The sequence below is a fragment of the Gammaproteobacteria bacterium genome (genome assembly GCA_013214945.1).
GTDB lineage: Bacteria > Pseudomonadota > Gammaproteobacteria > Enterobacterales > Psychrobiaceae > Psychrobium.
Window position 1 is genome coordinate 15,558 of record JABSRT010000023.1, and the last position, 23,470, is coordinate 39,027.

A 23,470-nucleotide genomic window follows, 5' to 3' on the forward strand; every position below is an offset into this window, starting at 1 on the left:
AGCAAAGAGCATGGGGCAGGGTAAGAGAGCTTTAGAGAAAACCCTGATAGCTAAATTTTAATGTGCTTGCCCTAGTCTGGCGGATAGCTTAAGGCTAAATATCCGCGATAATTTATTGCTACATGATTAACAAAACAGGAGTCGAAGATGGATTTATCCGCCATTGAACAATCACTAAATCAGCTGTCTGGTGACGCCTACCCAGTAGAGCAGTGGCATCCAAAACTGTGTCAATCGATGGACATGGTGATTAATGCTAACGGCCAATGGTTACACAATGGTGAGGTGATTAAACGTCACAAGTTAGTGGTGTTATTTGCGAAAATACTGATTAAACAAGCCGAAGATTATTATTTGGTCACGCCGAGCGAAAAGTTACTGATAACGGTTGAAGATGCGCCATTTATAATCACGGACTTTGAGGTTGAAGCGGCCAATAGTGCAGAGCAGGTTATCTGGTTAGTGTCCAATATTGGCGATCGAGTTGCACTATCCACGGCCTATCCGCTAGTGGTTAAAGGCCAAACTCAACGCCCATATATTAGTTTATGGCGCGGTCTTGATGCCTTAATCTCCCGTAGTGTTTATTATCAACTGGTTGAGTTAGCGACACCGCGCACAACTGACTCGTTGACTGAGCTGGTATTAAGCTCAGCAGGGCAGGACTTTTCATTGGGCACTTGTTAATGAAAAATAGGGCTTTAGTACGGGGATAAAATTCGCGGATGAACACTCTAAGTTCAGTAATAGCAGCCAGCTAGTAAGCTTGGCTGCTATTGGGCTTGATTTAGTTGCCTTTAGCTTTGGCCGCGAGCAACTCGGTATACAGTGGTAATTTTACGAAATCTGCGGCGTTAACCGGGCGACTGTAATAGTAACCCTGAGCGAGCAAGTTAGGGTAGCGCATCATGCGTTCTAAATGGTATTGGCTTTCAATGCCTTCAGCAACAATGTTTAAGCCGAGTTTGTTGGCCATAGCCACTGTCGCTTCAATCACCACATCACTGCTATCAATGTCTGCAATAAAGGAGCGGTCTATCTTAATGGTACTTATGGGCAGTTTGTGAATGTAAGACAGTGATGAGTAACCGGTTCCAAAATCATCAATACACACCCCGATCCCACGATCACTGATTGCTTTCAATCGTTTGATCACTTGATTTATATTGAGTAAAAATATTGACTCGGTCAGCTCTAATATTAATTTATGCGGTGGAAACTTTGTTCTCATCAATACGTCATCGAGCATATCGATAAAGCTATCGGTTAGTTGAATGGCCGAAACATTGACAGATAACTTTAGCTCAACGCCTGATTCTTGATGCCACAATAAACATTGTTGACATGCTTTGGTCAAAATCCATTGGCCGATTTCGTTCATCATGCCGCTGCGTTCTGCTTCTGGCACAAATTCTTGGGGCGATACCTTACCTAATTGCGGACTATGCCAACTGAGCAGCGCTTCCATGCCGACTAATTTATTAGTCTTCATATCAACAATGGGTTGGAATAGTGGCACGAGTTCTTCAAACAGCAGCGCGTGTTTTAGGCCTTGTTGCAGCACCGCGCGGCGTTGAATTTCAAGGCTCATTTGACGGGCAAAACTACAAAAACTCCGGGAACTTAATTCTTTCGCTTTATGCATGGCCGTATCTGCATACATAATTAATGAATCAGGCTCTAGCGCATCATCTGGAAAGGTTGCTGTGCCAATACTGGCGGTTAGCTGAATACTGTCAAGCTCGATAATCGGCAGCGCAATGGTATCAATAATTAAGTGGCCAATCGCTTCAATTGATTGTGAGTCAGGGTCTGCAGGCACAATAATAATAAACTCATCGCCCCCAAAGCGAGCCAGTTGATATCTTTCAGGCAATTGCTTTAATAAACGCTTAGCAATCGCAACTAACACCGCATCGCCAGTCTTGTGACCTAGGTTGTTATTGATAAGCTTAAAGGCGTCGATGTTGATTAAAAACAAATGAAATTGTTGTTTGGCATAACAACGGTGCTTTAAATACTCATCGAGACCGTAGCGGTTCAATAAACCTGTTAGTTGATCGTGATAGGCCAGATGGAGGTATTTATGCTCGCGGGTTTTACGCTCAGTAATATTATCTTGAATCACTAGGTAATGATTTTCGGGCAATAAGCGCCTAATGGTAAAATTAAACCAACAAATTTTACCCAGGTGAATAACCTGACGTTCAAACTCAACTTCTGCTGCGCCGCTGAATTTTTCAGCTAACTCTTCGCTACTCATTTCAACTAATTCATGAATATCAATCGTAATTTGATCGTAAACGGCTTGGAATTTTTGATTGCAACTGATTAGTTCGCCGCTGGCATTAAATAAAGATGCCATGCTATTGCCAACCGTAAAGGAAGTGTCGCGTTCTAATTCGTCGCGGCTGACGATGCCTTCGCATAATAATAGATCTTTGCCAGCAAACTGCTGCAGGTTGCTATAACGAATATAAATTTCTTGGGAAAAGTTCTGCGGATATACGGTCCACCAAAGAGAACACGTTTTCCCTTTGGTGTCTTGCAATAGTTGTCTTAATTGACGGTCTGTTGCTTCAGTAATATCAACAGCCAAGTCGCGTTCAAGCAAAGCCGTTTTACTGGTTGCGTGCCATAAATCGAGCGCTTTTTTGTTGGCCCAGCAAATTCGATAATTGCTAACGTCGTAAACCCATACCGGGGTCGCCATATGATCAAAAATGGCCATGGTGTCGATTAAAAAAGTTTGGGTGCTATCTAATTTATCGCTATCAGTCATAAATAATCCGGCACAGTTTATTTGGGGAAAATAACAATCCCCACTATATAGAATTACTTAATTATTAACAATTTTTTTTGTATTTATCGCTAAATAATAAAAGTTATTTTTGATAAATTACAGGCTATTTTTAGCTAACTCCACTTTTTTAGCGCTGATAATATCTCGCGCTAATTGGTCAGCAATTTTGTCGGTTTGAGTATCCTGACTGCTAGCGAGATCAAATATATTGGTCAAAGTATCGTATATTTTTTCAACTTTAGCGGTCGACTTCTGTTTATCGTAGTCATCATCAAAAGAAACATTAATAATGCCGCCGGCGTTAATAACATAATCGGGTGCAAACAAAATACCTTGGGCGCGTAACATTTCACCATGGCGAGCTTCGGCTAATTGGTTGTTGGCACAGCCTGCAATGATACTGGCTTTAAATAAACCCAGTGTTTGATCGTTGACCGTCGCGCCTAAGGCACAAGGTGCATAAACATCGACATCTTGACTATATATCTCATTAAGTCCAACCACGGTTGCGTTAAACTCTGTTGCAACGCGAGCCAGTGATTGTTGATTTAAATCGGTGACGATCAATTTAGCACCAGCATGGTGTAAATGTTTACACAGGTAATAACCAACATGGCCTAAGCCTTGAATAGCTACTTTGATGCCTGCCAGCGAATCTTTGCCTAGCTGATATTTTACCGCGGCTTTTATGCCCAAGTAAGTTCCTAGCGCAGTAAAAGGCGATGGATCGCCACTTTTACCTTCAAGTCCTGCCATATAAGGGGTTTGCTCGTTGGCGTACATAATATCTTGGGTTGTTACCCCGACATCTTCAGCACTGTAGTAACGACCACCTAGGGTATGAATTGCGCGGCCAAAGGCTCGAAACAATTCTGGGGTTTTTTGGGTTTTTGCATCACCAATGATAATTGATTTGCCACCGCCCATTTTTAGCCCAGCAATTGCATTTTTATAGGTCATGCCACGTGCTAAGCGTAAAACATCGATCAAGGCTTCTTGATCTGATGCATAATCCCACATTCGACAACCACCAACGGCGGGCCCTAGAGTCGTATCATGGATGGCAACAATAGATTTTAGTCCAGTTGCTTCATCGGTAAAAAATGATACCTGCTCGTGATTGTCAAATGATGGAAGGTCGAAAAATGCCATGGGGTACTCCAGAGATGTGCTCGAATATTGAATGTTATAGCCGAGCCAGTTGTTTATTGCGAGCAACATAACACTTGGCTATTTTCAGTGCTATGTTTAGCGCAATATATATATGTTTATAGTGTAAAGAAAAATTTATAGCAAGGGAAAGGCAGTGACAAAGCCGGGTTAAGCCTGAACTTACCCCGGACAGATTAGATTAGTTATTAGTCAAGATACCAGTATCCACTGTTAAGTAGTTGGCAAATAAATTCAAAAAGTTGCTCATTACCTAACCATGGCGACAATTGTTCGGGTGATAACTCGGTGTGATCGGCAAACAATTTAATTGCGTCTGCAAGTTCGATATCTGCTGAAAACGCTTCGCCGTTGATATAAATGGTACCAGCACTTTTCTGATTATCGAAATAGACTGAACGTAAGCCGCCAATCCGGATCAGTTGTTGCCCTTGATTCAAGCCTTCACGCACGTCCTGCGCCTGATAATCGGTTTCAGGTTCGTCAATATCAAGCTCATGTTTGGCTTGGGACAGATGGCTGCCAAAGAAATCACTCAGTTTATCATCGTCGTTAATTACCTCAAGCAGCGCCTGCTTGAGTTTTTCAAAGTCTTGCTTGTCGATCAAACCTGGTGAATTAGTCACTTGGCGTTCAGGATCAATCACCATATCAGTGTGCAGTTGATTGTCGATGACATGGTCAGCTAAGGCGCTAAATAGGTGCGCTTTAGAGGTGGTTCTAAAGCCGACTGAAAAGCTCATTGATGGTTCAAGCGCGACGCCCTGATGAGGGAATCCTGGTGGAATGTACAACATATCGCCAGGTAATAATTCAACATCAATAATTGCGTCAAAAGCTTCGACATGCAATAAGGCTTGATGGGCAACCACTTCGGTTAATTGTTCATTACTACCAACTTGCCAGTGGCGTTTACCACTGCCTTGAATAATGAAGACATCGTAGTTATCGACGTGAGGGCCGACCCCGCCGCCTGGCGTGGCAAAACTCACCATCACATCATCGATACGCCAATTGGGCATAAAACGAAAAGGGCGGATCAGTTCTGCTACGTCACGATCAAAATGGTCGGTCCCTTGGATTAGTAGCGACCAGTCCTTATCACCTAAATGGCCATAATCTTCGAAAGGGCCATGTTCTGCTTGCCATTTCCCGTCTTTTTGCCAGACTAAACGCGACTCAATTTGTTCTTCCATGGCGAGGCCTGCCAGTTCGTCAGGGCTGATCGGATCTTGAAAATCGTTGATGGCATTACGGATCAGTAAGGGTTTTTTTTGCCAGTACTGGCTTAAAAACTCTTGCGGTGAAAGATCATTTAAATTTATTGTGTTCATGCTTATTTCCTGGCAAACAAAAAGGCAATGGGGTTGCCATTGCCTTTGCTATTTCTCAACTTGCGCCATCGTGACGCCTATGAGCTTAATCTATGCTAAATCGTCAACAAAAGCGATAGCACGGCCAATATAGTTGGCAGGGGTCATCGCTGTTAGCTGATCTTTTGCACTTTGCGGGATCTCTAGTGCAGCGATAAACAACGCTAAATCTTCGCTGTTGATGCGCTTGCCACGTGTGAGTTCTTTTAGCTTTTCATACGGTTTTTCAACTGCATAACGTCGCATCACTGTTTGTACTGGTTCAGCCAGCACTTCCCAGTTGTTGTCTAAGTCAGCACGCAAGGCTTTTTCGTTAATCTCAAGCTTGCTCAGCCCTTTTAGGGTTGATTGGTAAGCAATAATAGCATGGGCTAAACCAACACCAAGATTACGCAATACGGTTGAATCAGTTAAATCACGCTGCCAGCGAGAAACCGGTAGCTTCTGACTTAGGTGATTCATGATCGCGTTGCCAAGGCCTAAGTTGCCTTCTGAATTTTCAAAATCAATTGGATTGACTTTGTGTGGCATCGTTGACGAGCCAATTTCACCAGCAATAGTCTTCTGTTTGAAATGACCCAGACAAATGTAACCCCATATATCACGATCGAAATCTAGTAATATGGTATTAAATCGTGCAATAACGTCAAATAATTCAGCAATATAATCATGCGGCTCAATCTGGGTCGTGTACGGATTCCAAGTCAGGCCAAGTGAAGTCACAAATTCATTGGCAAATTGATGCCAGTCAACTTCTGGGTATGCGCTAAGGTGAGCATTGTAATTACCTACAGCGCCATTTACTTTACCTAAAAACTCAATTTTCTGAACTTGATCAAACTGGCGTAATAAACGGATATAGACGTTAGCAAACTCTTTACCCATGGTCGATGGCGAAGCCGGCTGACCGTGAGTACGCGATAATAAAGGTATCGCTTTGTAATCAATAGCGTGCGCTTTGATGGTATCAAGCAATTCCTGAGCATAAGGATTAAATACGTCCTTAATGCCAGCACGTAACATTAACGCGTGAGACAGGTTATTGATGTCTTCTGAGGTACAAGCAAAATGAATAAACTCATTAACCGCATGCAGTTCTGGATTGCTGGCTACTTGTTCTTTTAGAAAATACTCAACCGCTTTTACATCGTGGTTGGTGGTGCGCTCAATCTCTTTTACTCGAGCGGCATGTTCTTCGCTAAAATTGGCAACAATGCCATCAAGCACAGCATTAGCTTCGGCACTAAAAAGTGGCACTTCAACGATTGCAGGGGTTGCGCTTAATTTTTGTAACCAGCGAACTTCAACTTCAACACGATATTTGGTCAGACCAAATTCACTAAAAATAGTGCGAAGCTCGCTTGTTTTACTACCGTAACGACCATCAATTGGAGATACTGCGGTTAATGCAGAAAGTTCCATGGGTTAATCCTCAATAACATCTAAAATTAAAGCAACTGTACTTGGATGAAATAAATGAACAGTTGCCAGATAATGCGTGATTAGCACGAGTTTAAATTCGACTCAGTTGTCGTTGTGCATTTTGTATTAGCTCTTTTCGGGCCAGTAACAAATGGCGACGTTTACCGCCAACTTGACGCCATAATACTGCTGCACGAACGCCAGCAAGCAGTAAGGCTCTTATCTTTTCTTGAACTAACTTTTGCTGTAACTGTGCCGGAGTTCCGGTGATTTTAATTTTAGAGCCCAATGGGCTAATAATATCACTGTAAATACTGGCCAAATTAGCAATAACCGCCGGATCGTCAATTGTGAAATGATGTAGTTGACGTTTAACCTGATCAACCCGCTGACCCATTGATGCCAATGAACGTTGAGACTTCATCAACTTACGTTCAAGTGCGATTAAACCCGCGATATATTTTGTGATCTCAATATTACGATTGTTACCGCTATCTGAGAGCTGTTCAATCATGGTTTTATAACCTAAAAATAAATCAGAGCTATTCGGATAAATATCTTGCGCATTGTCCGGATCGGTAATTAATAGGCTATTAATACAGACTTGCCATTGCTGATTGTCAATCGTGCCAGTACGAGCCAGATTATGGACCAGCTGGGCACATTGGCACATTGCCGCAAAGGCTAATACTTGATTATTCTTATGATTAGTCATTATTTTTCCTGAGCCTTTAGTCGCGAATAATTTCGTCAATAATTGCGCCGCCGAGGCAGACTTCATTGAGATAAAATACTGCTGATTGTCCTGGGGTAACCGAACTTTGCGGTTGGTCGAAAATAATTCGGATTTGATCGGGGCCCGCTGGATATAACGTACAAGGGATATCTTGTTGGCGATAGCGGGTTTTTACCGTTAACTTAGTCACTTGTTGCGGACCAACACGATCGGTCCAATGCAATTGACTAGCAAGTAGGCCATTAGAAAATAACCGAGGATGATCTGCGCCTTGGCCGACTATTAAGACATTACGTAACATATCTTTTTCGACCACATACCAAGGTGCATCACCATGCTTGCTCAGTCCACCGATATGCAGACCTTTACGTTGCCCTAGCGTGTGGTACATCAGGCCTTCGTGCTGACCGACGGCTTCACCTTCACAGGTTTCAATGACACCCGGCTGAGCCGGTAAATACTTAGACAAGAAATCTTTAAATTTGCGTTCACCAATGAAACAAATGCCGGTTGAATCTTTTTTGTTATGGGTAATCAAACCTTGCTCTAGTGCAATTTTACGCACCTCTGGCTTTTCTAATTCACCGACCGGAAATAAGGTTTGTGCGACGTGCTCTTCACCTAAGGTATATAAAAAGTAACTTTGGTCTTTATTATCATCGAGGCCACGTAATAGTTGCCACTTGCCATCGATTTGACGGCGACGAACATAATGGCCGGTAGCAATGTAATCGGCGCCTAAATTTTCGGCCGCAAATTCAAGAAATGCTTTAAACTTTATTTCTTTATTACAAATAATGTCAGGATTAGGCGTACGGCCAGCTTTATATTCTTCGAGGAAATACTCAAAAACGTTGTCCCAATACTCCGCAGCAAAGTTAATGCTGTGAAGTTTTATGCCTAACTTGTCGCATACTGCTTGTGCGTCAGCTAAATCTTGGGCAGCAGAACAATATTCATCGGTATCGTCTTCTTCCCAATTTTTCATAAACAGCCCTTCAACCTGATAGCCTTGCTGTTTAAGTAAGTAAGCTGAAACAGACGAATCAACCCCACCAGAGATACCAACGATAACTTTTTTGCTTGCCGTGTCTAACATTTTTGACCTTGTAATGACTTAATTCTGCGGCATTGTATTTCACGATTATGAAACCGTGATCAACGTCACGCAGTAATGATATTTTTCGGGCGCAAATTTTAACACAAAGGTCGATAATGTGGTAGCAACATTACAACGACAGTTTAACTATTTTTATCGAGGAGGGACGAGGTAAAGCGTCATTTATACTTCGCGATATTTGCCATTATCGAGACCATCAATGGTCCAGTTGCCAATGCGGTAGCGAATAAGTCGCAAAGTTGGATGGCCGATATGAGCTGTCATGCGTCGAACCTGGCGATTTCGGCCTTCTGTTATCGTTATTTCTAACCAACTGGTTGCAATGTTTTTCCGCTCGCGGATCGGAGGGTTACGCGGCCATAGATTAGTGGGCGGCGCTATTATTCTGATTTCAGCAGGCTGGGTCATGCCATCTTTTAATGTGACACCTTGGCACAGTTGTTTAATGGCATCATCGGACGGGATCCCTTCAACTTGAGCCCAGTAGGTCTTCGCCGTTTTTTCTTTCGGTTGGGTTAACCTAGCCTGTAATTTACCATTATTGGTTAACAGTAATAAACCTTCACTGTCACGATCGAGCCGTCCGGCGGCATAAACGTCTTTTTGATCGACATAGTCTGCTAAGGTCTGTCGACCTTGACCATCGGTAAATTGGCTAAGAACATCAAAGGGTTTATTAAATAATATGACCCGAGTTGGACCTGTTTTGGGTTTATTTAGATGGTCTTTGGGGGTCGCTCGACGTTTAATCAGTGATTTTTTTTGTTCGGTCGGTTTTGATAAAAACTTACTGCGCATAGTGGTAGATATTCTCTATTTATTAATCACAAAGGAAAAAATTACCCAATGGTGATCCGTTCATTAGCTTTAATGCATAGATTATATCAGAAATAGCGCAGATCATGGCATCATCAACTTAGCTACTATTGCATATAACTAAGTCGACTGACCCATCTAATAAGTTAGAGCAAAAACGGCTCGCGTTACTAATCACAAATTCAAAGACTTAGTGTTTGAATCATTAGACAATGCTTTTACCAACGTCAACTTGGTATTAACACATTGTTAATTTATAAGGTTGCAGCCGTTATCACTTCTTAATAGTTCTTTAGTCTTAGTTAACCGGGCTGATTTTTTCTGCATGAGCACCCTTGGGGCCACTTTGCAATTCGTACTGAACTTCTTGGCCTGCCTTTAAGGTGCGGTAGCCATCCATTTCAATGACTGAATAGTGCGCAAACACATCCTCGCCGCCATTATCGGGACAAATAAAACCAAAGCCTTTTGCATTATTAAACCATTTAACGGTACCTGTAGCCATTCCTAAATTCCTTGTATTGACTCGATTCATCCAAACTGAATTCGTACTTTTAATTTGTATAAAAACGATTTGTTTAGTGAATTTATACGAAATTAATATTAAAATATTTAAACAAAACGATTAAACAGTCAAGCGTTAATCGTATTTTATTAGTATTATTGTTGGTATTTTGTTCCACAAATTAAAATAAGGACTAAAATTAAATTATGGGTGAGTCAAGTGATTTTGATTTGGTGCTTGAGAAAGACACTCAAGAGCTGGCAACTAAGCCACCATCGTTATATAAAGTTATATTAATTAATGATGATTACACACCAATGGATTTTGTAACCGAAGTATTGCGCGTGTTTTTTGGTAAAAACGAAGAAGCTGCTTTTCAAATAATGATGGCTGTTCATCAAGATGGTCAGGCAACTTGCGGTATTTATAGCGCAGATATAGCTGAAACAAAAGTTGAACAAGTGTGTCAATGTGCACGTGAGAATGAACATCCATTATTGTGCACTATGGAAGAAGTTTGAATTAGTGAACTAGTCAATATTTTAAGGAGACATGCCCATGCTAAATAAGTCACTGGAACTGACGTTAAACAGTGCATTTCGCGATGCCCGTTCAAAACGCCACGAATTTATGACGGTTGAGCATCTGTTACTTGCTTTAACAGAAAACGACTCAGCCAAAGAGGCTTTATTAGCTTGCGGAGCTGATATCGACTCACTACAAAAAGAAATTAATTGTTTCATTGAAGAAACGACACCATTGATCGGTGAAAGTGATAATGAGCGAGAAACTCAGCCTACTCTAGGTTTTCAGCGGGTATTACAGCGCGCAGTGTTCCACGTTCAGTCGTCTGGTAATAGCGAAGTAACAGGCGCTAATGTCTTGGTTGCTATTTTTAGCGAGCAAGAATCACAAGCGTCGTACTTACTGAAAAAATCGGACATTTCGCGTTTAGATATTGTCAATTTTGTGTCGCATGGTATTAGCAAAGATGGCGAACAGATCCACGACACTACGGATCAAGAACAGCTAGAGTCACCTGAAGAACAAAAAAATAAAGATGCGTTGACCAAATATGCGACCAACCTTAATGAGCTTGCTAGTCAGGGCTTGATTGACCCGCTAATTGGTCGCCATAACGAAGTTGAACGAACCATTCAGGTGTTGTCACGTCGACGCAAGAATAATCCGTTATTAGTCGGTGAAGCAGGGGTTGGTAAAACCGCTATTGCTGAGGGATTAGCCTATCGAATCATCAAAGACGAAGTGCCTGATATTATTGCAGGGCATGTGATTTATTCGCTCGATATGGGCGCTATTCTTGCTGGGACGAAATACCGTGGTGATTTTGAGAAACGCTTTAAAGCGGTTTTAAAAGATTTCGAAGCTCAGGCTGATTCAATTTTATTTATTGATGAAATTCATACCATTATCGGGGCTGGTGCTGCTTCTGGTGGCATGATGGATGCGTCTAATTTACTTAAACCATTGTTATCCAATGGCAAGTTACGCTGTATTGGTTCAACAACTTATCAAGAGTTTTCAGGTGTATTTGAAAAAGATCGGGCACTAGCACGCCGCTTTCAAAAAATTGATGTGGTCGAGCCATCGGTTGAAGAAACCACCGAGATTTTAATGGGGCTTAAGAAAAGCTATGAAATGCATCATAACGTTACCTATACCAAAGCTGCAATGCGTGCTGCTGCTAAATTGTCTGCTAAATATATCCTTGAACGTTTTTTACCTGATAAAGCGATTGATGTTATTGATGAAGCGGGTGCGCGTTTAGCAATGAAAGGCAATGCCGATCGAGATCCTATTATTGACGTGGCACAAATCGAAGAGATTATTGCCAAAATGGCGCGAATTCCCGAGCAGTCTGTTTCTTCTTCTGATATTAAATTACTTGAGAATTTAGATCGGAATCTGAAACTTGTGGTATTTGGACAAGATCCAGCGATTGATAAATTAACGTCGGCGATTAGATTGTCGCGTTCTGGTTTAGGTAATGAAGACAAACCAATTGGTTCATTTTTGTTTGCGGGTCCAACCGGGGTTGGTAAAACAGAGATATGTAAGCAATTAGCAATCAGCCTTGGGGTTGAATTAATTCGCTTTGATATGTCTGAGTACATGGAAAGTCACACTGTTAGCCGATTGATTGGTGCTCCTCCAGGTTATGTTGGTTATGATCAAGGAGGCTTGTTAACAGACGCCGTGCGTAAGCAGCCACACAGTGTGGTATTGCTTGATGAGATAGAGAAAGCTCACAGCGATGTATACAACCTGTTACTACAAGTTATGGATCACGGTAGCTTAACCGACAATAATGGCCGTAAAGCTGATTTTAGGAACATTATTTTAGTGATGACGACTAATGCTGGTGTTGGTCAGACGGCGCGTCAAACGATGGGCTTTAAGGTGCAGGATAACTCAAGTGATGCGATGCAAGACATTAATAAAGAGTTCACGCCTGAATTTAGAAATAGACTTGATTCTATCGTCTGGTTTAACCACTTAGACCATGTTGTGATTGAACAGGTTGTTGATAAGTTTATTGTTGAAGTACAAGCCCAACTAGATGCTAAACATGTTGCACTTGATGTCTCAGCCCAGGCGAGAGCTTGGTTGGTCGAGAATGGCTACGACAAGGCAATGGGCGCACGTCCGATGGCTCGTTTGATTCAAGAGAAGCTTAAAAAGCCAATGGCTAACGAATTACTCTTTGGTCAACTCGCTAATGGTGGTTCGGTTGAGGTTGCTATCAGCAATGACAAGTTAACCTTTAAATATATTCCATTGAATTTAACCGAAGATATCAATTAACCTTTAATTCGGTCATAAAAAAACCCATCATATGATGGGTTTTTTTGTTTTCTATTGAGAAAAACTACTTAATAGAAAAGAGCGATTAACGCGCACGGAATACGATGCGACCTTTACTTAGATCGTAAGGTGTTAACTGCACGGTTACTTTGTCACCGGTAAGAATTCGGATATAATTTTTACGCATTTTGCCTGAAATGTGCGCTGTGACTACATGGCCATTCTCAAGTTCTACTCGGAACATTGTGTTAGGTAAGGTATCTAGCACAGTGCCTTGCATTTCAATATTGTCTTCTTTAGCCATTAAGACTTGTTCCTGTCGATTGATGCTGTTTCGTCCAAAAATTGAGCGAATAATGCGGTAATTTATGGGCGCAAATAATGACGCAAAACGGCAGCCGTGTAAAGGATTGAGCGTCATTTTTTGAATATAATCCAACTATCGTCAATATATCGTTGGTTTGGGAGATATTTCTGTTTGTATTTCATACTATCGCATGCGTCGATAAAATAACCCAAATAGACGAATTTGATATTGTTTTGTGCCGCATACTCTATTTGCTGCAAAATATTATAACTGCCAAGTGATAGCTTAGCGAATTGTGGGTCAAAAAAAGTGTAAACAGCGGACAATGCATTTGGTGTGCGATCGACTATCGCCACCGATATTAATTGCTGCTGGTGATAAAGCTCGATAAACTCGATGTTAGACCACTTGGACTGGGTAAAGCTTTTCAACTGATCTTCATTGGGCGGATACATGCTACCATCGCAATGACGCACGCTAATGTACTTTTGGTAGAGTGGGTAATAACTGGGTTTTATTTGTTGAGTTACCTTCATCACGAGCTGTTTATTTTTTGCTAATAAACGGCGCTGGCTTTTCGAAGGTATAAAATCGCTTACATTAATTCTTAGGCTTTGGCAGTCATTGCACTGTGGACAGTGGGGGCGATAGACATCATCAGCACTGCGGCGAAAACCTTGCGCCATTAATGTTTCATAGGCCTCATCGGTTAGTTGCAATGGTGGCTGCACAAAAATAAGTTGTTCAGTTTTGTCTGGCAAGTAACTACAGCTAAATTTTTCAGTAATCGCCAGCGGCACATGAGTTACTTTGGTCATTTTATTCCGATTGTACACTTGTTTAATAATAGAGTTGGCGTGGTTGCCAGTCTATAGGATCTAATTTACTCTCTGGCGGGTGTTTGAGCAATCTTAAAAAATCGGTTCGCGCTACCGTAGTCGCCCCCAAAGAAAGTAGATGATCATTGGGAATTTGGCAATCGATAATCTTTATTCCATGCTCAGCTAGGAATATACTTAAGGTATATAGAGCAACTTTGGATGCATTGGTACGACGAGAAAACATTGATTCGCCACAAAAAACGTTGTTGGTCATTACGCCATATATGCCGCCAATGAGACTGTCGTGCTCCCAGACTTCAATACTATGTGCGTGCCCCTGCTGATGTAACGCAAGGTAACCTTGGGCTATTTCATCATTGATCCATGTTTCTTTCTGGTAGCAGCGAGGCTGTCTGCAGCCGGTGATTACATCGCTAAAGCAATTATTTATTGTTATTTTATAATGCTTTTTTTTCAGAAATCGTTGAAAGCTCTTGCTGACATGAAATTTGTGAGTGAAAATAATGCAACGAGGGTCCGGCGACCACCACAAAATGGGTTCGTCGTCATTATACCAAGGGAAAACTCCGTGTTGGTAAGCATTATATAATCTTGTGACCGATAAATCTCCGCCAACCGCTAACAGCCCATTGGGCTCTGTTAGCGCGATACTCGGGCATGGAAATGAGAAATTATTATTATCTAATAGAGTTAACTTGGGCATAAGCCTGTGATGAATAAGGACACTTAAGATCAGTTTATATTAATAATAACAGTCAAGATAATATTTATCGTTGATGATTATTAATCAAGCGTTATGATCTTAGACAAGGAGAATATAATGAAGTGGTCGAGCTGTTTCAGATGCTTGGTAAAAATATCCGTATTTTTAGTATTTATGCCGCACGTGCTCGCCGAGCAAGTAATGACTATAAGTAAGGTCGAATCAGCAACTGTGTTTAATGTCAGATTGCTTAGCGAGCAAGATCTTAGACGTGATCAGCGCCACAATTGGCGTTTGTTTGGCGAGTCATTGCTCGGCGGTGTTTTGGGTTATCAATTTGGTGAAGGTTCTGCGGTTGATATCAAGCAGGTCTTAGATGCTATTTTACTTAAAAACAAACGCGCAAGGCTGCGTGATTTGGGTGATATTAGTCAGCAAGTTAAGCTGATAGAAATGATTGTGATTTTATCAAGCGGGGTCAGAAAAGCGATTATTTTACCCTTACAAAAAGATCAAGTATATCGAAATAAAGATCGACTCAGATTGGTGTACTTTGAGACAGGGGTGTTCATTGATCGTGTATTATAACCAAAGCCCCGCTAAGGGCTTTGGTGCATTACTACCATTAAGTTAACGATAGTAATGTAGTGTTGTTACTGGGCATCAAGGAAGCGTTCTGCATCCAGTGCCGCCATACAGCCGCTGCCAGCTGATGTGATGGCTTGACGGTAATGTTGGTCAAAGACATCACCAGCGGCAAATACGCCTGGAATTGACGTTTGAGTGGCGTTTCCTGCTAATCCAGACTGAATTTTAAGGTAACCATTATCCATGTCTAATTGGCCTTCGAATATGCCGGTATTTGGCTGGTGACCGATCGCAATAAATACGCCGTCGACAGTTAGTTCACTGTCGCTATTGCCGTTAGTTCCTGTCAACTTTAATCCAGTAACACCCATTTGATCGCCCACAACTTGTTCTAGTGTCGAGTTAACGTGCAATTCAATATTACCGTTTGCTACTTTATCCATTAAGCGATCGATTAAGATTTTCTCGCTACGGAAAGTATCACGGCGATGCACCAAGTGAACTTTTGAAGCAATGTTAGCTAGGTAGAGCGCTTCTTCAACGGCGGTATTACCACCACCAACCACGGCTACTTCTTTACCGCGATAAAAGAAACCATCACAGGTTGCACAAGCAGAGACACCACGGCCCATAAACTCTTCTTCTGAAGGTAGGCCAAGGTATTTAGCTGAAGCGCCAGTACAGATGATCACCGCATCAGCAGTAAAGGTTGCAGTGTCACCAAACAGGGTAAAAGGGCGCTTTGAGAAGTCGACTTTGTTAATGTGATCGAAAATGATTTCTGTATCGAATTTCTCAGCGTGCTCTTTCATGCGATCCATTAATGCTGGACCCGTTAGATCGTTAGCATCACCAGGCCAGTTCTCTACTTCGGTAGTGGTTGTAAGTTGACCACCTTGCTGAATACCTGTTACTAGAACAGGTTTTAAATTAGCACGTGCTGCGTAAACTGCTGCAGTGTAACCTGCAGGGCCAGAGCCTAAAATCAATAGTTCGCAATGTTTGGTGTCAGTCATGAAGGATCCTAAAAAATGGGGGAAATAATTGCTACACAATATAAAGATTGCAGGGCACAAGCACAAGGTAATTAGTATTTTACGTCGTTATACTATATAGCTGATTTTAATATGTGCATTTCATCACTATTTAAAGCAAAAAAAGGAAAGCACGAGGCTTTCCTTTGGTTTAACTATTCAGCTGTCAGACTAGCCTAGGCTAGGCTGAATTAGAATAATTATTAAGCTTGTAGTGCAACTTCTGGCGCAACAAACTCAAGACCGTGTGCAATAGCAACGCTTTCACAAGTGATTTTGCCGTGGATAACGTTAAGACCGTTTAAGAAGTCTTGATCGTTAGCTAATGCTGCTTTGTAGCCTTGGTTTGCCAATTTAATAATGTATGGCAATGTTGCATTGTTTAGTGCGAAGGTCGACGTACGTGGTACTGCGCCTGGCATGTTTGCAACACAATAGTGAACCACTTCATCAACGATGAACGTTGGATCTTGGTGAGTTGTCGCATGAGAAGTCTCAATACAACCACCCTGATCAATAGCAACATCAACAATAGCAGAACCAGGCTTCATGTTTTTGATGTGTTCTTTAGTCACTAACTTAGGAGCCGCAGCACCTGGAATTAGCACACCACCGATAACTAGGTCAGCAGATAATACAGCTTGCTCTAGTGCGTCAGCAGTAGAGTAAAGCACTTTAGCCGTGTTACCAAACTGAATGTTTAAACGACGTAGAGTATCGATGCTACGGTCTAAAATTGTCACTTCAGCGCCAAGGCCAATCGCCATTTGTGCTGCATTGTTACCAACCATTCCGCCGCCGATAATAACGACTTTAGCAGGCTCAACACCAGGTACACCACCTAGCAACATGCCACAGCCTGCATTAGATTTTTCTAACGCTTGCGCACCGGCTTGAATAGACATACGACCAGCCACTTCAGACATTGGCGCTAGTAGCGGTAAGCCACCGTTACGATCGGTTACTGTTTCGTAAGCGATACAAATAGCTTTTGAATCGATTAGTTCTTGAGTTTGCGCTAAATCAGGGGCTAGGTGAAGGTAAGTAAATAAGATTTGACCTTCGCGTAACATTGCACGTTCAACCGTTAGCGGCTCTTTAACTTTAACAATCATTTCTGCTTTTGCAAAAACTGCAGCTGCATCATTTTCGATTGCTGCACCAGCATCGATATAATCTTGGTCAGTGAAACCAATGCCAGCACCGGCTTGGGTCTGGACAATAACATCGTGGCCATGTTGAACTAGTTCGCGCACACTTGCTGGAACCATACCGACACGATATTCATGATTTTTAATTTCTTTAGGTACACCGATAAGCATAATGACTACCTTTTGTTAATTTGGATGTGTAAAAAGTAAATCTAGTATAGAAGCTTTTTTCAGGGGATATCATCTGTAATTTCGACAATATCAGCATAAAATGCTAACATTTGAAGCTATCTAAGATAATGCACCAATGGTAATACCAATGAGCCAGTCAATAGTACTAGATCGCATTGATCGCAACATATTAATCCAATTACAAATCAACGGCAGAATCTCTAATGTCGAATTAGCTAAACGGGTTGGCTTAAGTCCAACCCCTTGCTTAGAGCGAGTAAAACGGCTGGAAAAACAGCGGGTGATTAAATCCTATACCGCCTTGCTCGATCCCGAACAGCTTAATGCTTCACTATTAGTTTATGTTGAAATTAGACTCAACCGCAGTAGTGCTGATGTGTTTGACCGGTTTAATGAAGCCGTTAATCAATTAGATGATATTTTAGAGTGCCATTTAGTGTCTGGCGATTTCGACTACTTACTAAAAACACGAGTGGCTGATATGTCAACTTATCGTAAGGTGCTTAATCAAACGTTACTGCAATTGCCCGATATTAAAGATTCTCGAACCTATGTGGTGATGGAAGAAGTTAAATATTCTACCCAAATTGCGATCGCCAATTAACTTGCCTAAGTAGCACTTGATCAAGCGCTACTTAAGCGTTTAAAATTGGTATTATGGCTAGATACCCGTAATCGATGAAATGCAGGTTTTATTCCAGCATTGCCAAGGGTATAGGTTAAGCGTCAAATTTTTTAAGTGGAATAATTGTGTTAGGGAGAGATTACTTTTGGCCATAGAGAATTCAGTGCAAGAGACAGTAGTAGATAATATGCAGCCAGTAACAACAGCGAGCGGAAAAGTTAGCGGGGCGCAAAGATTGCTTGAAGCGGCTATCGTGACGTCAACGTTGTTATCATTATATTTATTGTTGGCACTTTATAGCTTTGATCGTGCTGATGCCAGTTGGACTCAAACCGCAGTCAGTGGCACTGCAGCTAACTGGATGGGTCATACCGGGGCCTACTTGGCGGATATTTTACTATTTTGTGTTGGTTATCTGGCTTATCTGTGTCCATTTTTACTCGCTGGTTTAGGTTATGTACTGTTTAAAGCCCACCATAAGTTACGTGCGATTGATTATTTTACGATGGGACTACGCTTTGTCGGCTTCTTTTTAACCGTTTTTGGGGTTTTAGCAACGGCTAGTATTAATTTCGATAATATCTATAGTTTCTCTGGCGGTGGCATTATCGGAGATATGGTGGCACAAGCGATGTTACCAAACTTTAATTTTCTTGGTACCACCTTGCTATTGGTTTGTTTTATTGCAACTGGCTTGACACTTTTGACCGGCATTGGCTGGATGCAGCTTGCTGAATCAATTGGTTATTATACTATTAAGGGTTGTTGCTGGGTTGGCGATTTGCCGCAACGTTTTAGTCGTAACAACCACCGTAATGAATCTGTCGAGTCTGACGATATTTCAGCACCCCCAATGACTAACAAACAAAGAAGTGCAGAGCCTAGTTTTGACCTTACTGCTAACGCCAAGGTAGCTAAAACCGGCTTGCCTGAACCCCAACTAGCCACGACTAGTGTTGTTGCGATTAAACCGGATAAAATGGCAGCTATACCCAGTACTGATGGCGTGAGTGCAACTATTGAACCGCAAGATGACGATAGCCCTGAAATAGAACTTTCGCCGTATCAACGCCCTGAACATGATGATATTGCAACTGATGATATCGCGCAGCCAAGTTCAACTGAACAATTGAGCGCCGCTATTTCAGCTATTCAACCTAAAGTTATCGCTGAAGATTCACCAGAGCCTGTTATCGAGCTGCCGGCCGCGGTAGGCCTGTTACCCTCATTGACTTTGCTCGATAATGCAAAAAAGAAATTTGCGCCGATTGCCCAAGAGGACTTGGATCGAGTATCACGGTTGGTCGAAGAAAAATTGCTCGACTTTAATATCATCGCTAATGTGGTTGATGTATATCCTGGTCCTGTCATCACGCGCTTTGAACTCGACTTGGCGCCAGGGGTTAAAGTAAGCAAAATATCGGCCTTATCCAAAGATTTAGCACGTTCATTATCAGCGTTAAGTGTGAGGATCGTTGAAGTTATTCCAGGCAAGAGTGTTATCGGGCTTGAAATCCCCAATGAACATCGCGAAACGGTCTACTTACGCGAAAACCTGAGCAGTGATGCATTTGCTAACTCAGCATCGCCGTTAACTATGGTGCTAGGCAAAGATATTTCTGGTGCGCCGGTGGTGGTTGATTTGGGGAAAATGCCGCATTTGCTAGTGGCGGGTACCACTGGTTCAGGTAAGTCAGTTGGGGTTAATGCGATGATCGTATCATTGCTTTATAAGTCGACCCCTGAACAAGTTCGGATGATTATGATCGATCCGAAGATGCTGGAACTCTCCGTTTATGAGGGGATCCCACACCTGTTGTCCGAAGTAGTTACTGACATGAAAGAAGCAGCAAATGCCTTGCGCTGGTGTGTTGGTGAAATGGAACGTCGCTATAAAGTGATGTCGGCGGTCGGGGTGCGTAATCTGAAAGGTTACAATGCTAAAATTGATCAAGCCCGCGCTGATGGCACGCCATTGGTCGATCCGCTATGGAAGCCAGGTGATAGCATGGACCCAACAGCACCAGAGCTTGAAAACCTGCCGAGCATTGTGGTGGTGGTTGACGAGTTTGCCGATATGATCATGATTGTCGGTAAGAAGGTCGAAGAGCTGATTGCCCGAATTGCGCAAAAAGCTCGTGCCGCTGGCATTCATCTTATTTTAGCGACGCAGCGCCCATCGGTTGATGTTATTACCGGTTTGATTAAAGCCAATATCCCAACCCGAATTGCATTTCAAGTATCGTCGAGAATTGATTCACGAACTATTTTAGATCAACAAGGCGCAGAGCAATTGCTTGGCATGGGCGATATGTTGTATTTGCCGCCAGGCACAGGAGTACCAACGCGAGTTCACGGCGCCTTTGTCGACGATCATGAAGTACATAAGGTGGTTGCTGACTGGAAAAAACGCGGAAAACCGAACTATATTGAGGCGATCTTGTCTGGTGATAGTAACGAGTCAATTTTATTGCCTGGTGAAGCAGCCGATGGCGATGACGAAAATGATGAATTTTATGATGAGGCTGTTGCGTTCGTTACCGAAACGCGACGAGGATCAATCTCAAGTGTGCAACGCAAGTTTAAAATTGGTTATAACAGAGCTGCCCGCTTAATTGAACAAATGGAAGCGTCGGGCATTGTTAGTTCGCCGGGACATAATGGGCTGCGTGAAGTAATTGCTCCGCCAGCGCCAAAGATGTAACCACCACGAACTCAGCAATCAGCGCACAGTGTTGAATTAGTAGATAGTATTCAATCGGTAGATAACGTTGAATCAGCGCAAAGTATTTATAGGATAATGATGTACAAGAATTTAGTGTTAATAAGTGTGTTTATGCTGGCAATGAGTGGCACGGTAATGGTGCAAGCGACTGAACAATTAGGTTCGACGCTTGAAACCCCAGCCAAACCAGCCGCGGCACCAACGAGTGCGTTATTGACGTTACGTCATAAGCTAAAGCGATTCGAGCAGTTCTCAGCGCAGTTTGAGCAAAAGGTCTTTGATGTCAAAGGCCAGCAGATCCAAACAAGCAAGGGAGAGTTGCAAGTCCAACAACCCAATAAATTTCGATGGCAGACCTATGAACCAGATCAGAATTTAATTGTCTCGGACGGTCAAGCAGTGTGGATCTATAATGCTTTTGTTGAACAGGTCACAGCAATGGAACTCAACAAAACGGTGCAACAATCGCCGTTGTGGTTAATTGCCAACCAAAGTGAGCAAGCTTGGTCACAATTTGATGTTAGCACTAACCAACAGGGTTATTCCATTGTGCCTAAGGATCCAAATAGCTTAACTAAGCGCATTATCATTCGTTTTAATGACGATATCATTAGCCGCTTAACCATTGAAGATACTCAAGGTCAAACGAGCGAGTTTATTTTAAGCGACTTTAATGCCAGCTCACGACTTGCTAATGACATATTTAATTTTACGCTACCTGACGGCGTTGATTTTGACGACCAAAGAGAGGTTAAGTAGCGTTCTGTGACGACATTAACTTTTGACTTTTCGCCCAACTTTGAACCGCTGGCTGCACGAATGCGTCCGCGGACTATTGAGCAGTATATTGGCCAAGGTCATATTCTTGGTCCTGCCAAACCATTGCGCTTGGCGTTAGAGGCGGGCCGAGCTCATTCAATGATTTTATGGGGGCCGCCGGGCACCGGTAAAACTACCTTGGCAGAGTTAGTGGCCACATACGTTGATGCCCATGTTGAACGTATATCGGCGGTCACCTCTGGGGTCAAAGATATTAGAAAAGCGATCGAAAATGCCAAGGACGTCGCCAGTGCACAATCACGGCGAACCTTGTTGTTTGTTGACGAAGTTCATCGCTTTAACAAAGGCCAGCAAGACGCTTTTTTACCCTATATTGAAGATGGCACGGTTATTTTTATTGGTGCCACCACCGAGAACCCATCATTTCAGTTAAACAACGCCTTGTTATCGCGGGCGCGAGTCTATTTACTCAATAAATTAGAACCGCAAGATATTATTGCCTTAATAGCCCAAGCCTTGGTTGATAAAGAGCGCGGCTTAGGTAAACAGTCGATAGTTATGGCGCCAGAAGTGGCTAATGCCTTGGCTAACATCGTCCAGGGCGATGCACGGATGGCGCTGAACTACCTTGAATTACTGAGCGATATGCTTGATGGAAACCATCAAGAGATTAGCCTCGAAATGCTCACCCAAGTGTGCGGTGCTAAGGTTAGCCAATTTGATAATAAAGGCGACCTTTATTACGACTTGATCTCGGCTTTGCATAAATCAATTCGCGGCTCATCTCCTGATGGTGCGCTTTATTGGTTTTGCCGGATGTTAGCCGTCGGTGCTGATCCGTTGTATATTGGACGACGATTATTAGCTATTGCATCAGAAGATATCGGCAATGCCGATCCCAAAGCGATGCAAATAGCCTTGTCGGCATGGGATTGTTTTCATCGAGTTGGACCTGCGGAAGGGGAGCGAGCGTTAGCTCAAGCGGTGATTTATTTAGCTTGTGCTCCCAAAAGTAATGCAGTGTACAGTGCTTTTAGTCAAATGAAAGCGCTGGTGGCCCAAGAGCAAGACTTTGAGGTACCCAATCATTTGCGTAATGCCCCGACTAACTTAATGAAAGAGCTAGGCTATGGCAGTGAATATCGTTATGCCCATGACGAAGTTAATGCCTTTGCTGCGGGAGAAAGCTATTTACCGCCACAATTAGCCGAGTTAAGACTGTATCAGCCGACCAGTCGCGGTCTGGAAGCTAAAATTAGCGAAAAACTCAAATTTTTGGAACAACTTAACCAAGCCAGTGCCAATAAAAGGTATTAACCAACGGCACACGCTAACGGACAATAAATTAAGGATAACGATAGGTAAGCGATGAATAATTTACTGATGATTGCGATCGGAGGTGCGTGCGGTGCCATGACCCGCTATGGATTTGCACAATTAGCAATTAACCTGTTTGGTAAAGGCTTTCCTTTTGGTACACTTATTGTCAATTTTGTTGGCTCATTATGTATGGGGCTACTTTTTGGCCTCGTTGAGGCTGAACATGTAGTGCCGGAAGCAAAAATGGCATTAGGCATTGGATTTTTGGGGGCGTTAACGACCTTTTCAACATTTTCTCTTGATAGTGTGCTGTTGATCCAGCAAGGCGACCTGATCAAAGCGATGCTTAATATCATGTTAAATGTTGGTTTGAGTCTGGGTGCTGCTTTTATTGGTATCACACTCGTTGCTAAAACCTAAATGTTAGGCCTA

General features: G+C 42.5%; 22 protein-coding genes. 9 read left to right on the forward strand and 13 right to left on the reverse strand.

The genetic code is table 11. The features are described 5' to 3' along the window. The first annotated feature begins 147 nt into the window (after nucleotides 1–147). A complete protein-coding gene (locus tag HRU23_16190; GenBank protein ID NRA55680.1) occupies nucleotides 148–687 on the forward strand; it encodes a DUF1285 domain-containing protein in 540 nt (179 codons plus the stop codon). Nucleotides 688–787: 100 nt separating this feature from the next. Here HRU23_16190 and HRU23_16195 read toward each other — a convergent pair whose 3' ends face one another. From HRU23_16195 to cspD, 8 genes are all read right to left on the reverse strand, one after another. Next, the gene (locus HRU23_16195) at nucleotides 788–2,782 is read right to left on the reverse strand and encodes a GGDEF domain-containing protein (GenBank protein ID NRA55681.1); all 1,995 of its coding nucleotides are present in this window, start codon (nucleotides 2,780–2,782) and stop codon (nucleotides 788–790) included. A 117-nt stretch (nucleotides 2,783–2,899) separates the two neighbouring features. Beyond that, nucleotides 2,900–3,955 carry a Glu/Leu/Phe/Val dehydrogenase gene (locus tag HRU23_16200; GenBank protein ID NRA55682.1) on the reverse strand — a complete coding sequence of 352 codons (1,056 nt, stop codon included), beginning with the start codon at nucleotides 3,953–3,955 and terminating at the stop codon, nucleotides 2,900–2,902. Between the two features lie 206 nt (nucleotides 3,956–4,161). Continuing rightward, nucleotides 4,162–5,307, reverse strand: a complete 1,146-nt coding sequence (locus HRU23_16205; GenBank protein NRA55683.1) for a cupin domain-containing protein — start codon at nucleotides 5,305–5,307, stop codon at nucleotides 4,162–4,164. Nucleotides 5,308–5,397: 90 nt separating this feature from the next. Further along, entirely contained in the window at nucleotides 5,398–6,768 is a 1,371-nt protein-coding gene (purB, locus tag HRU23_16210) for an adenylosuccinate lyase (protein ID NRA55684.1), read from the reverse strand. A gap of 91 nt (nucleotides 6,769–6,859) precedes the next feature. Continuing rightward, nucleotides 6,860–7,483, reverse strand: a complete 624-nt coding sequence (gene hflD / locus HRU23_16215; GenBank protein NRA55685.1) for a high frequency lysogenization protein HflD — start codon at nucleotides 7,481–7,483, stop codon at nucleotides 6,860–6,862. Between the two features lie 16 nt (nucleotides 7,484–7,499). Further along, nucleotides 7,500–8,603, reverse strand: coding sequence for a tRNA 2-thiouridine(34) synthase MnmA (gene mnmA / locus HRU23_16220; GenBank protein ID NRA55686.1), 1,104 nt, complete (start codon nucleotides 8,601–8,603; stop codon nucleotides 7,500–7,502). A gap of 183 nt (nucleotides 8,604–8,786) precedes the next feature. Next, nucleotides 8,787–9,422 carry a 23S rRNA pseudouridine(2457) synthase RluE gene (rluE, locus tag HRU23_16225; protein ID NRA55687.1) on the reverse strand — a complete coding sequence of 212 codons (636 nt, stop codon included), beginning with the start codon at nucleotides 9,420–9,422 and terminating at the stop codon, nucleotides 8,787–8,789. 316 nt (nucleotides 9,423–9,738) lie between these two features. Next, complete coding sequence (gene cspD / locus HRU23_16230; GenBank protein ID NRA55688.1) at nucleotides 9,739–9,945, reverse strand: cold shock domain-containing protein CspD; 207 nt, start codon at nucleotides 9,943–9,945, stop codon at nucleotides 9,739–9,741. 206 nt (nucleotides 9,946–10,151) lie between these two features. Here cspD and clpS point away from each other — a divergent pair, with 206 nt between their 5' ends. Both clpS and clpA read left to right on the forward strand, forming a co-directional pair. Then, nucleotides 10,152–10,466, forward strand: coding sequence for an ATP-dependent Clp protease adapter ClpS (gene clpS, locus HRU23_16235; GenBank protein NRA55689.1), 315 nt, complete (start codon nucleotides 10,152–10,154; stop codon nucleotides 10,464–10,466). A gap of 37 nt (nucleotides 10,467–10,503) precedes the next feature. Beyond that, nucleotides 10,504–12,771 carry an ATP-dependent Clp protease ATP-binding subunit ClpA gene (gene clpA / locus HRU23_16240; protein ID NRA55690.1) on the forward strand — a complete coding sequence of 756 codons (2,268 nt, stop codon included), beginning with the start codon at nucleotides 10,504–10,506 and terminating at the stop codon, nucleotides 12,769–12,771. 85 nt (nucleotides 12,772–12,856) lie between these two features. Here the strand turns inward: clpA and infA are convergent, their stop codons facing one another. The 3 genes from infA to aat form a co-directional block, all read right to left on the reverse strand. After that, on the reverse strand, nucleotides 12,857–13,075 hold the full coding sequence (gene infA / locus HRU23_16245) for a translation initiation factor IF-1 (protein ID NRA55691.1): 219 nt from the start codon (nucleotides 13,073–13,075) through the stop codon (nucleotides 12,857–12,859). 113 nt (nucleotides 13,076–13,188) lie between these two features. After that, entirely contained in the window at nucleotides 13,189–13,896 is a 708-nt protein-coding gene (locus tag HRU23_16250) for an arginyltransferase (GenBank protein ID NRA55692.1), read from the reverse strand. A gap of 22 nt (nucleotides 13,897–13,918) precedes the next feature. Continuing rightward, complete coding sequence (gene aat, locus HRU23_16255; protein NRA55693.1) at nucleotides 13,919–14,623, reverse strand: leucyl/phenylalanyl-tRNA--protein transferase; 705 nt, start codon at nucleotides 14,621–14,623, stop codon at nucleotides 13,919–13,921. A gap of 117 nt (nucleotides 14,624–14,740) precedes the next feature. Here aat and HRU23_16260 point away from each other — a divergent pair, with 117 nt between their 5' ends. Next, nucleotides 14,741–15,211, forward strand: coding sequence for a hypothetical protein (locus tag HRU23_16260; GenBank protein ID NRA55694.1), 471 nt, complete (start codon nucleotides 14,741–14,743; stop codon nucleotides 15,209–15,211). A gap of 65 nt (nucleotides 15,212–15,276) precedes the next feature. Here the strand turns inward: HRU23_16260 and trxB are convergent, their stop codons facing one another. Together trxB and ald are read right to left on the reverse strand one after the other, a co-directional pair. Continuing rightward, a complete protein-coding gene (trxB, locus tag HRU23_16265) occupies nucleotides 15,277–16,227 on the reverse strand; it encodes a thioredoxin-disulfide reductase (protein ID NRA55695.1) in 951 nt (316 codons plus the stop codon). A gap of 221 nt (nucleotides 16,228–16,448) precedes the next feature. Continuing rightward, entirely contained in the window at nucleotides 16,449–17,567 is a 1,119-nt protein-coding gene (gene ald, locus HRU23_16270; GenBank protein ID NRA55696.1) for an alanine dehydrogenase, read from the reverse strand. Nucleotides 17,568–17,703: 136 nt separating this feature from the next. Here ald and lrp point away from each other — a divergent pair, with 136 nt between their 5' ends. From lrp to crcB, 5 genes are all read left to right on the forward strand, one after another. Then, nucleotides 17,704–18,192, forward strand: a complete 489-nt coding sequence (gene lrp / locus HRU23_16275) for a leucine-responsive transcriptional regulator Lrp (protein ID NRA55697.1) — start codon at nucleotides 17,704–17,706, stop codon at nucleotides 18,190–18,192. A gap of 79 nt (nucleotides 18,193–18,271) precedes the next feature. Beyond that, nucleotides 18,272–20,917, forward strand: a complete 2,646-nt coding sequence (locus tag HRU23_16280; GenBank protein NRA55698.1) for a DNA translocase FtsK 4TM domain-containing protein — start codon at nucleotides 18,272–18,274, stop codon at nucleotides 20,915–20,917. Nucleotides 20,918–21,016: 99 nt separating this feature from the next. Further along, complete coding sequence (gene lolA, locus HRU23_16285; protein ID NRA55699.1) at nucleotides 21,017–21,697, forward strand: outer membrane lipoprotein chaperone LolA; 681 nt, start codon at nucleotides 21,017–21,019, stop codon at nucleotides 21,695–21,697. 6 nt (nucleotides 21,698–21,703) lie between these two features. Beyond that, nucleotides 21,704–23,035 carry a replication-associated recombination protein A gene (locus HRU23_16290; protein NRA55700.1) on the forward strand — a complete coding sequence of 444 codons (1,332 nt, stop codon included), beginning with the start codon at nucleotides 21,704–21,706 and terminating at the stop codon, nucleotides 23,033–23,035. A 51-nt stretch (nucleotides 23,036–23,086) separates the two neighbouring features. Further along, entirely contained in the window at nucleotides 23,087–23,458 is a 372-nt protein-coding gene (crcB, locus tag HRU23_16295) for a fluoride efflux transporter CrcB (GenBank protein NRA55701.1), read from the forward strand. Nucleotides 23,459–23,470: the final 12 nt, after the last annotated feature.

Excerpts from the sequence above, each read along its gene's own strand:
- ald (NRA55696.1), bottom strand. The coding sequence starts at position 17,567 with ATGCTTATCGGTGTACCTAAAGAAATTAAAAATCATGAATATCGTGTC.
- infA (NRA55691.1), bottom strand. The coding sequence starts at position 13,075 with ATGGCTAAAGAAGACAATATTGAAATGCAAGGCACTGTGCTAGATACC.
- lolA (NRA55699.1), top strand. The coding sequence starts at position 21,017 with ATGTACAAGAATTTAGTGTTAATAAGTGTGTTTATGCTGGCAATGAGT.
- cspD (NRA55688.1), bottom strand. The coding sequence starts at position 9,945 with ATGGCTACAGGTACCGTTAAATGGTTTAATAATGCAAAAGGCTTTGGT.
- HRU23_16190 (NRA55680.1), top strand. The coding sequence starts at position 148 with ATGGATTTATCCGCCATTGAACAATCACTAAATCAGCTGTCTGGTGAC.
- aat (NRA55693.1), bottom strand. The coding sequence starts at position 14,623 with ATGCCCAAGTTAACTCTATTAGATAATAATAATTTCTCATTTCCATGC.
- HRU23_16195 (NRA55681.1), bottom strand. The coding sequence starts at position 2,782 with ATGACTGATAGCGATAAATTAGATAGCACCCAAACTTTTTTAATCGAC.
- mnmA (NRA55686.1), bottom strand. The coding sequence starts at position 8,603 with ATGTTAGACACGGCAAGCAAAAAAGTTATCGTTGGTATCTCTGGTGGG.
- HRU23_16280 (NRA55698.1), top strand. The coding sequence starts at position 18,272 with ATGCAGGTTTTATTCCAGCATTGCCAAGGGTATAGGTTAAGCGTCAAA.
- hflD (NRA55685.1), bottom strand. The coding sequence starts at position 7,483 with ATGACTAATCATAAGAATAATCAAGTATTAGCCTTTGCGGCAATGTGC.
- HRU23_16250 (NRA55692.1), bottom strand. The coding sequence starts at position 13,896 with ATGACCAAAGTAACTCATGTGCCGCTGGCGATTACTGAAAAATTTAGC.
- crcB (NRA55701.1), top strand. The coding sequence starts at position 23,087 with ATGAATAATTTACTGATGATTGCGATCGGAGGTGCGTGCGGTGCCATG.
- clpA (NRA55690.1), top strand. The coding sequence starts at position 10,504 with ATGCTAAATAAGTCACTGGAACTGACGTTAAACAGTGCATTTCGCGAT.
- lrp (NRA55697.1), top strand. The coding sequence starts at position 17,704 with ATGGTAATACCAATGAGCCAGTCAATAGTACTAGATCGCATTGATCGC.
- HRU23_16205 (NRA55683.1), bottom strand. The coding sequence starts at position 5,307 with ATGAACACAATAAATTTAAATGATCTTTCACCGCAAGAGTTTTTAAGC.
- clpS (NRA55689.1), top strand. The coding sequence starts at position 10,152 with ATGGGTGAGTCAAGTGATTTTGATTTGGTGCTTGAGAAAGACACTCAA.
- trxB (NRA55695.1), bottom strand. The coding sequence starts at position 16,227 with ATGACTGACACCAAACATTGCGAACTATTGATTTTAGGCTCTGGCCCT.
- HRU23_16260 (NRA55694.1), top strand. The coding sequence starts at position 14,741 with ATGAAGTGGTCGAGCTGTTTCAGATGCTTGGTAAAAATATCCGTATTT.
- HRU23_16200 (NRA55682.1), bottom strand. The coding sequence starts at position 3,955 with ATGGCATTTTTCGACCTTCCATCATTTGACAATCACGAGCAGGTATCA.
- rluE (NRA55687.1), bottom strand. The coding sequence starts at position 9,422 with ATGCGCAGTAAGTTTTTATCAAAACCGACCGAACAAAAAAAATCACTG.
- purB (NRA55684.1), bottom strand. The coding sequence starts at position 6,768 with ATGGAACTTTCTGCATTAACCGCAGTATCTCCAATTGATGGTCGTTAC.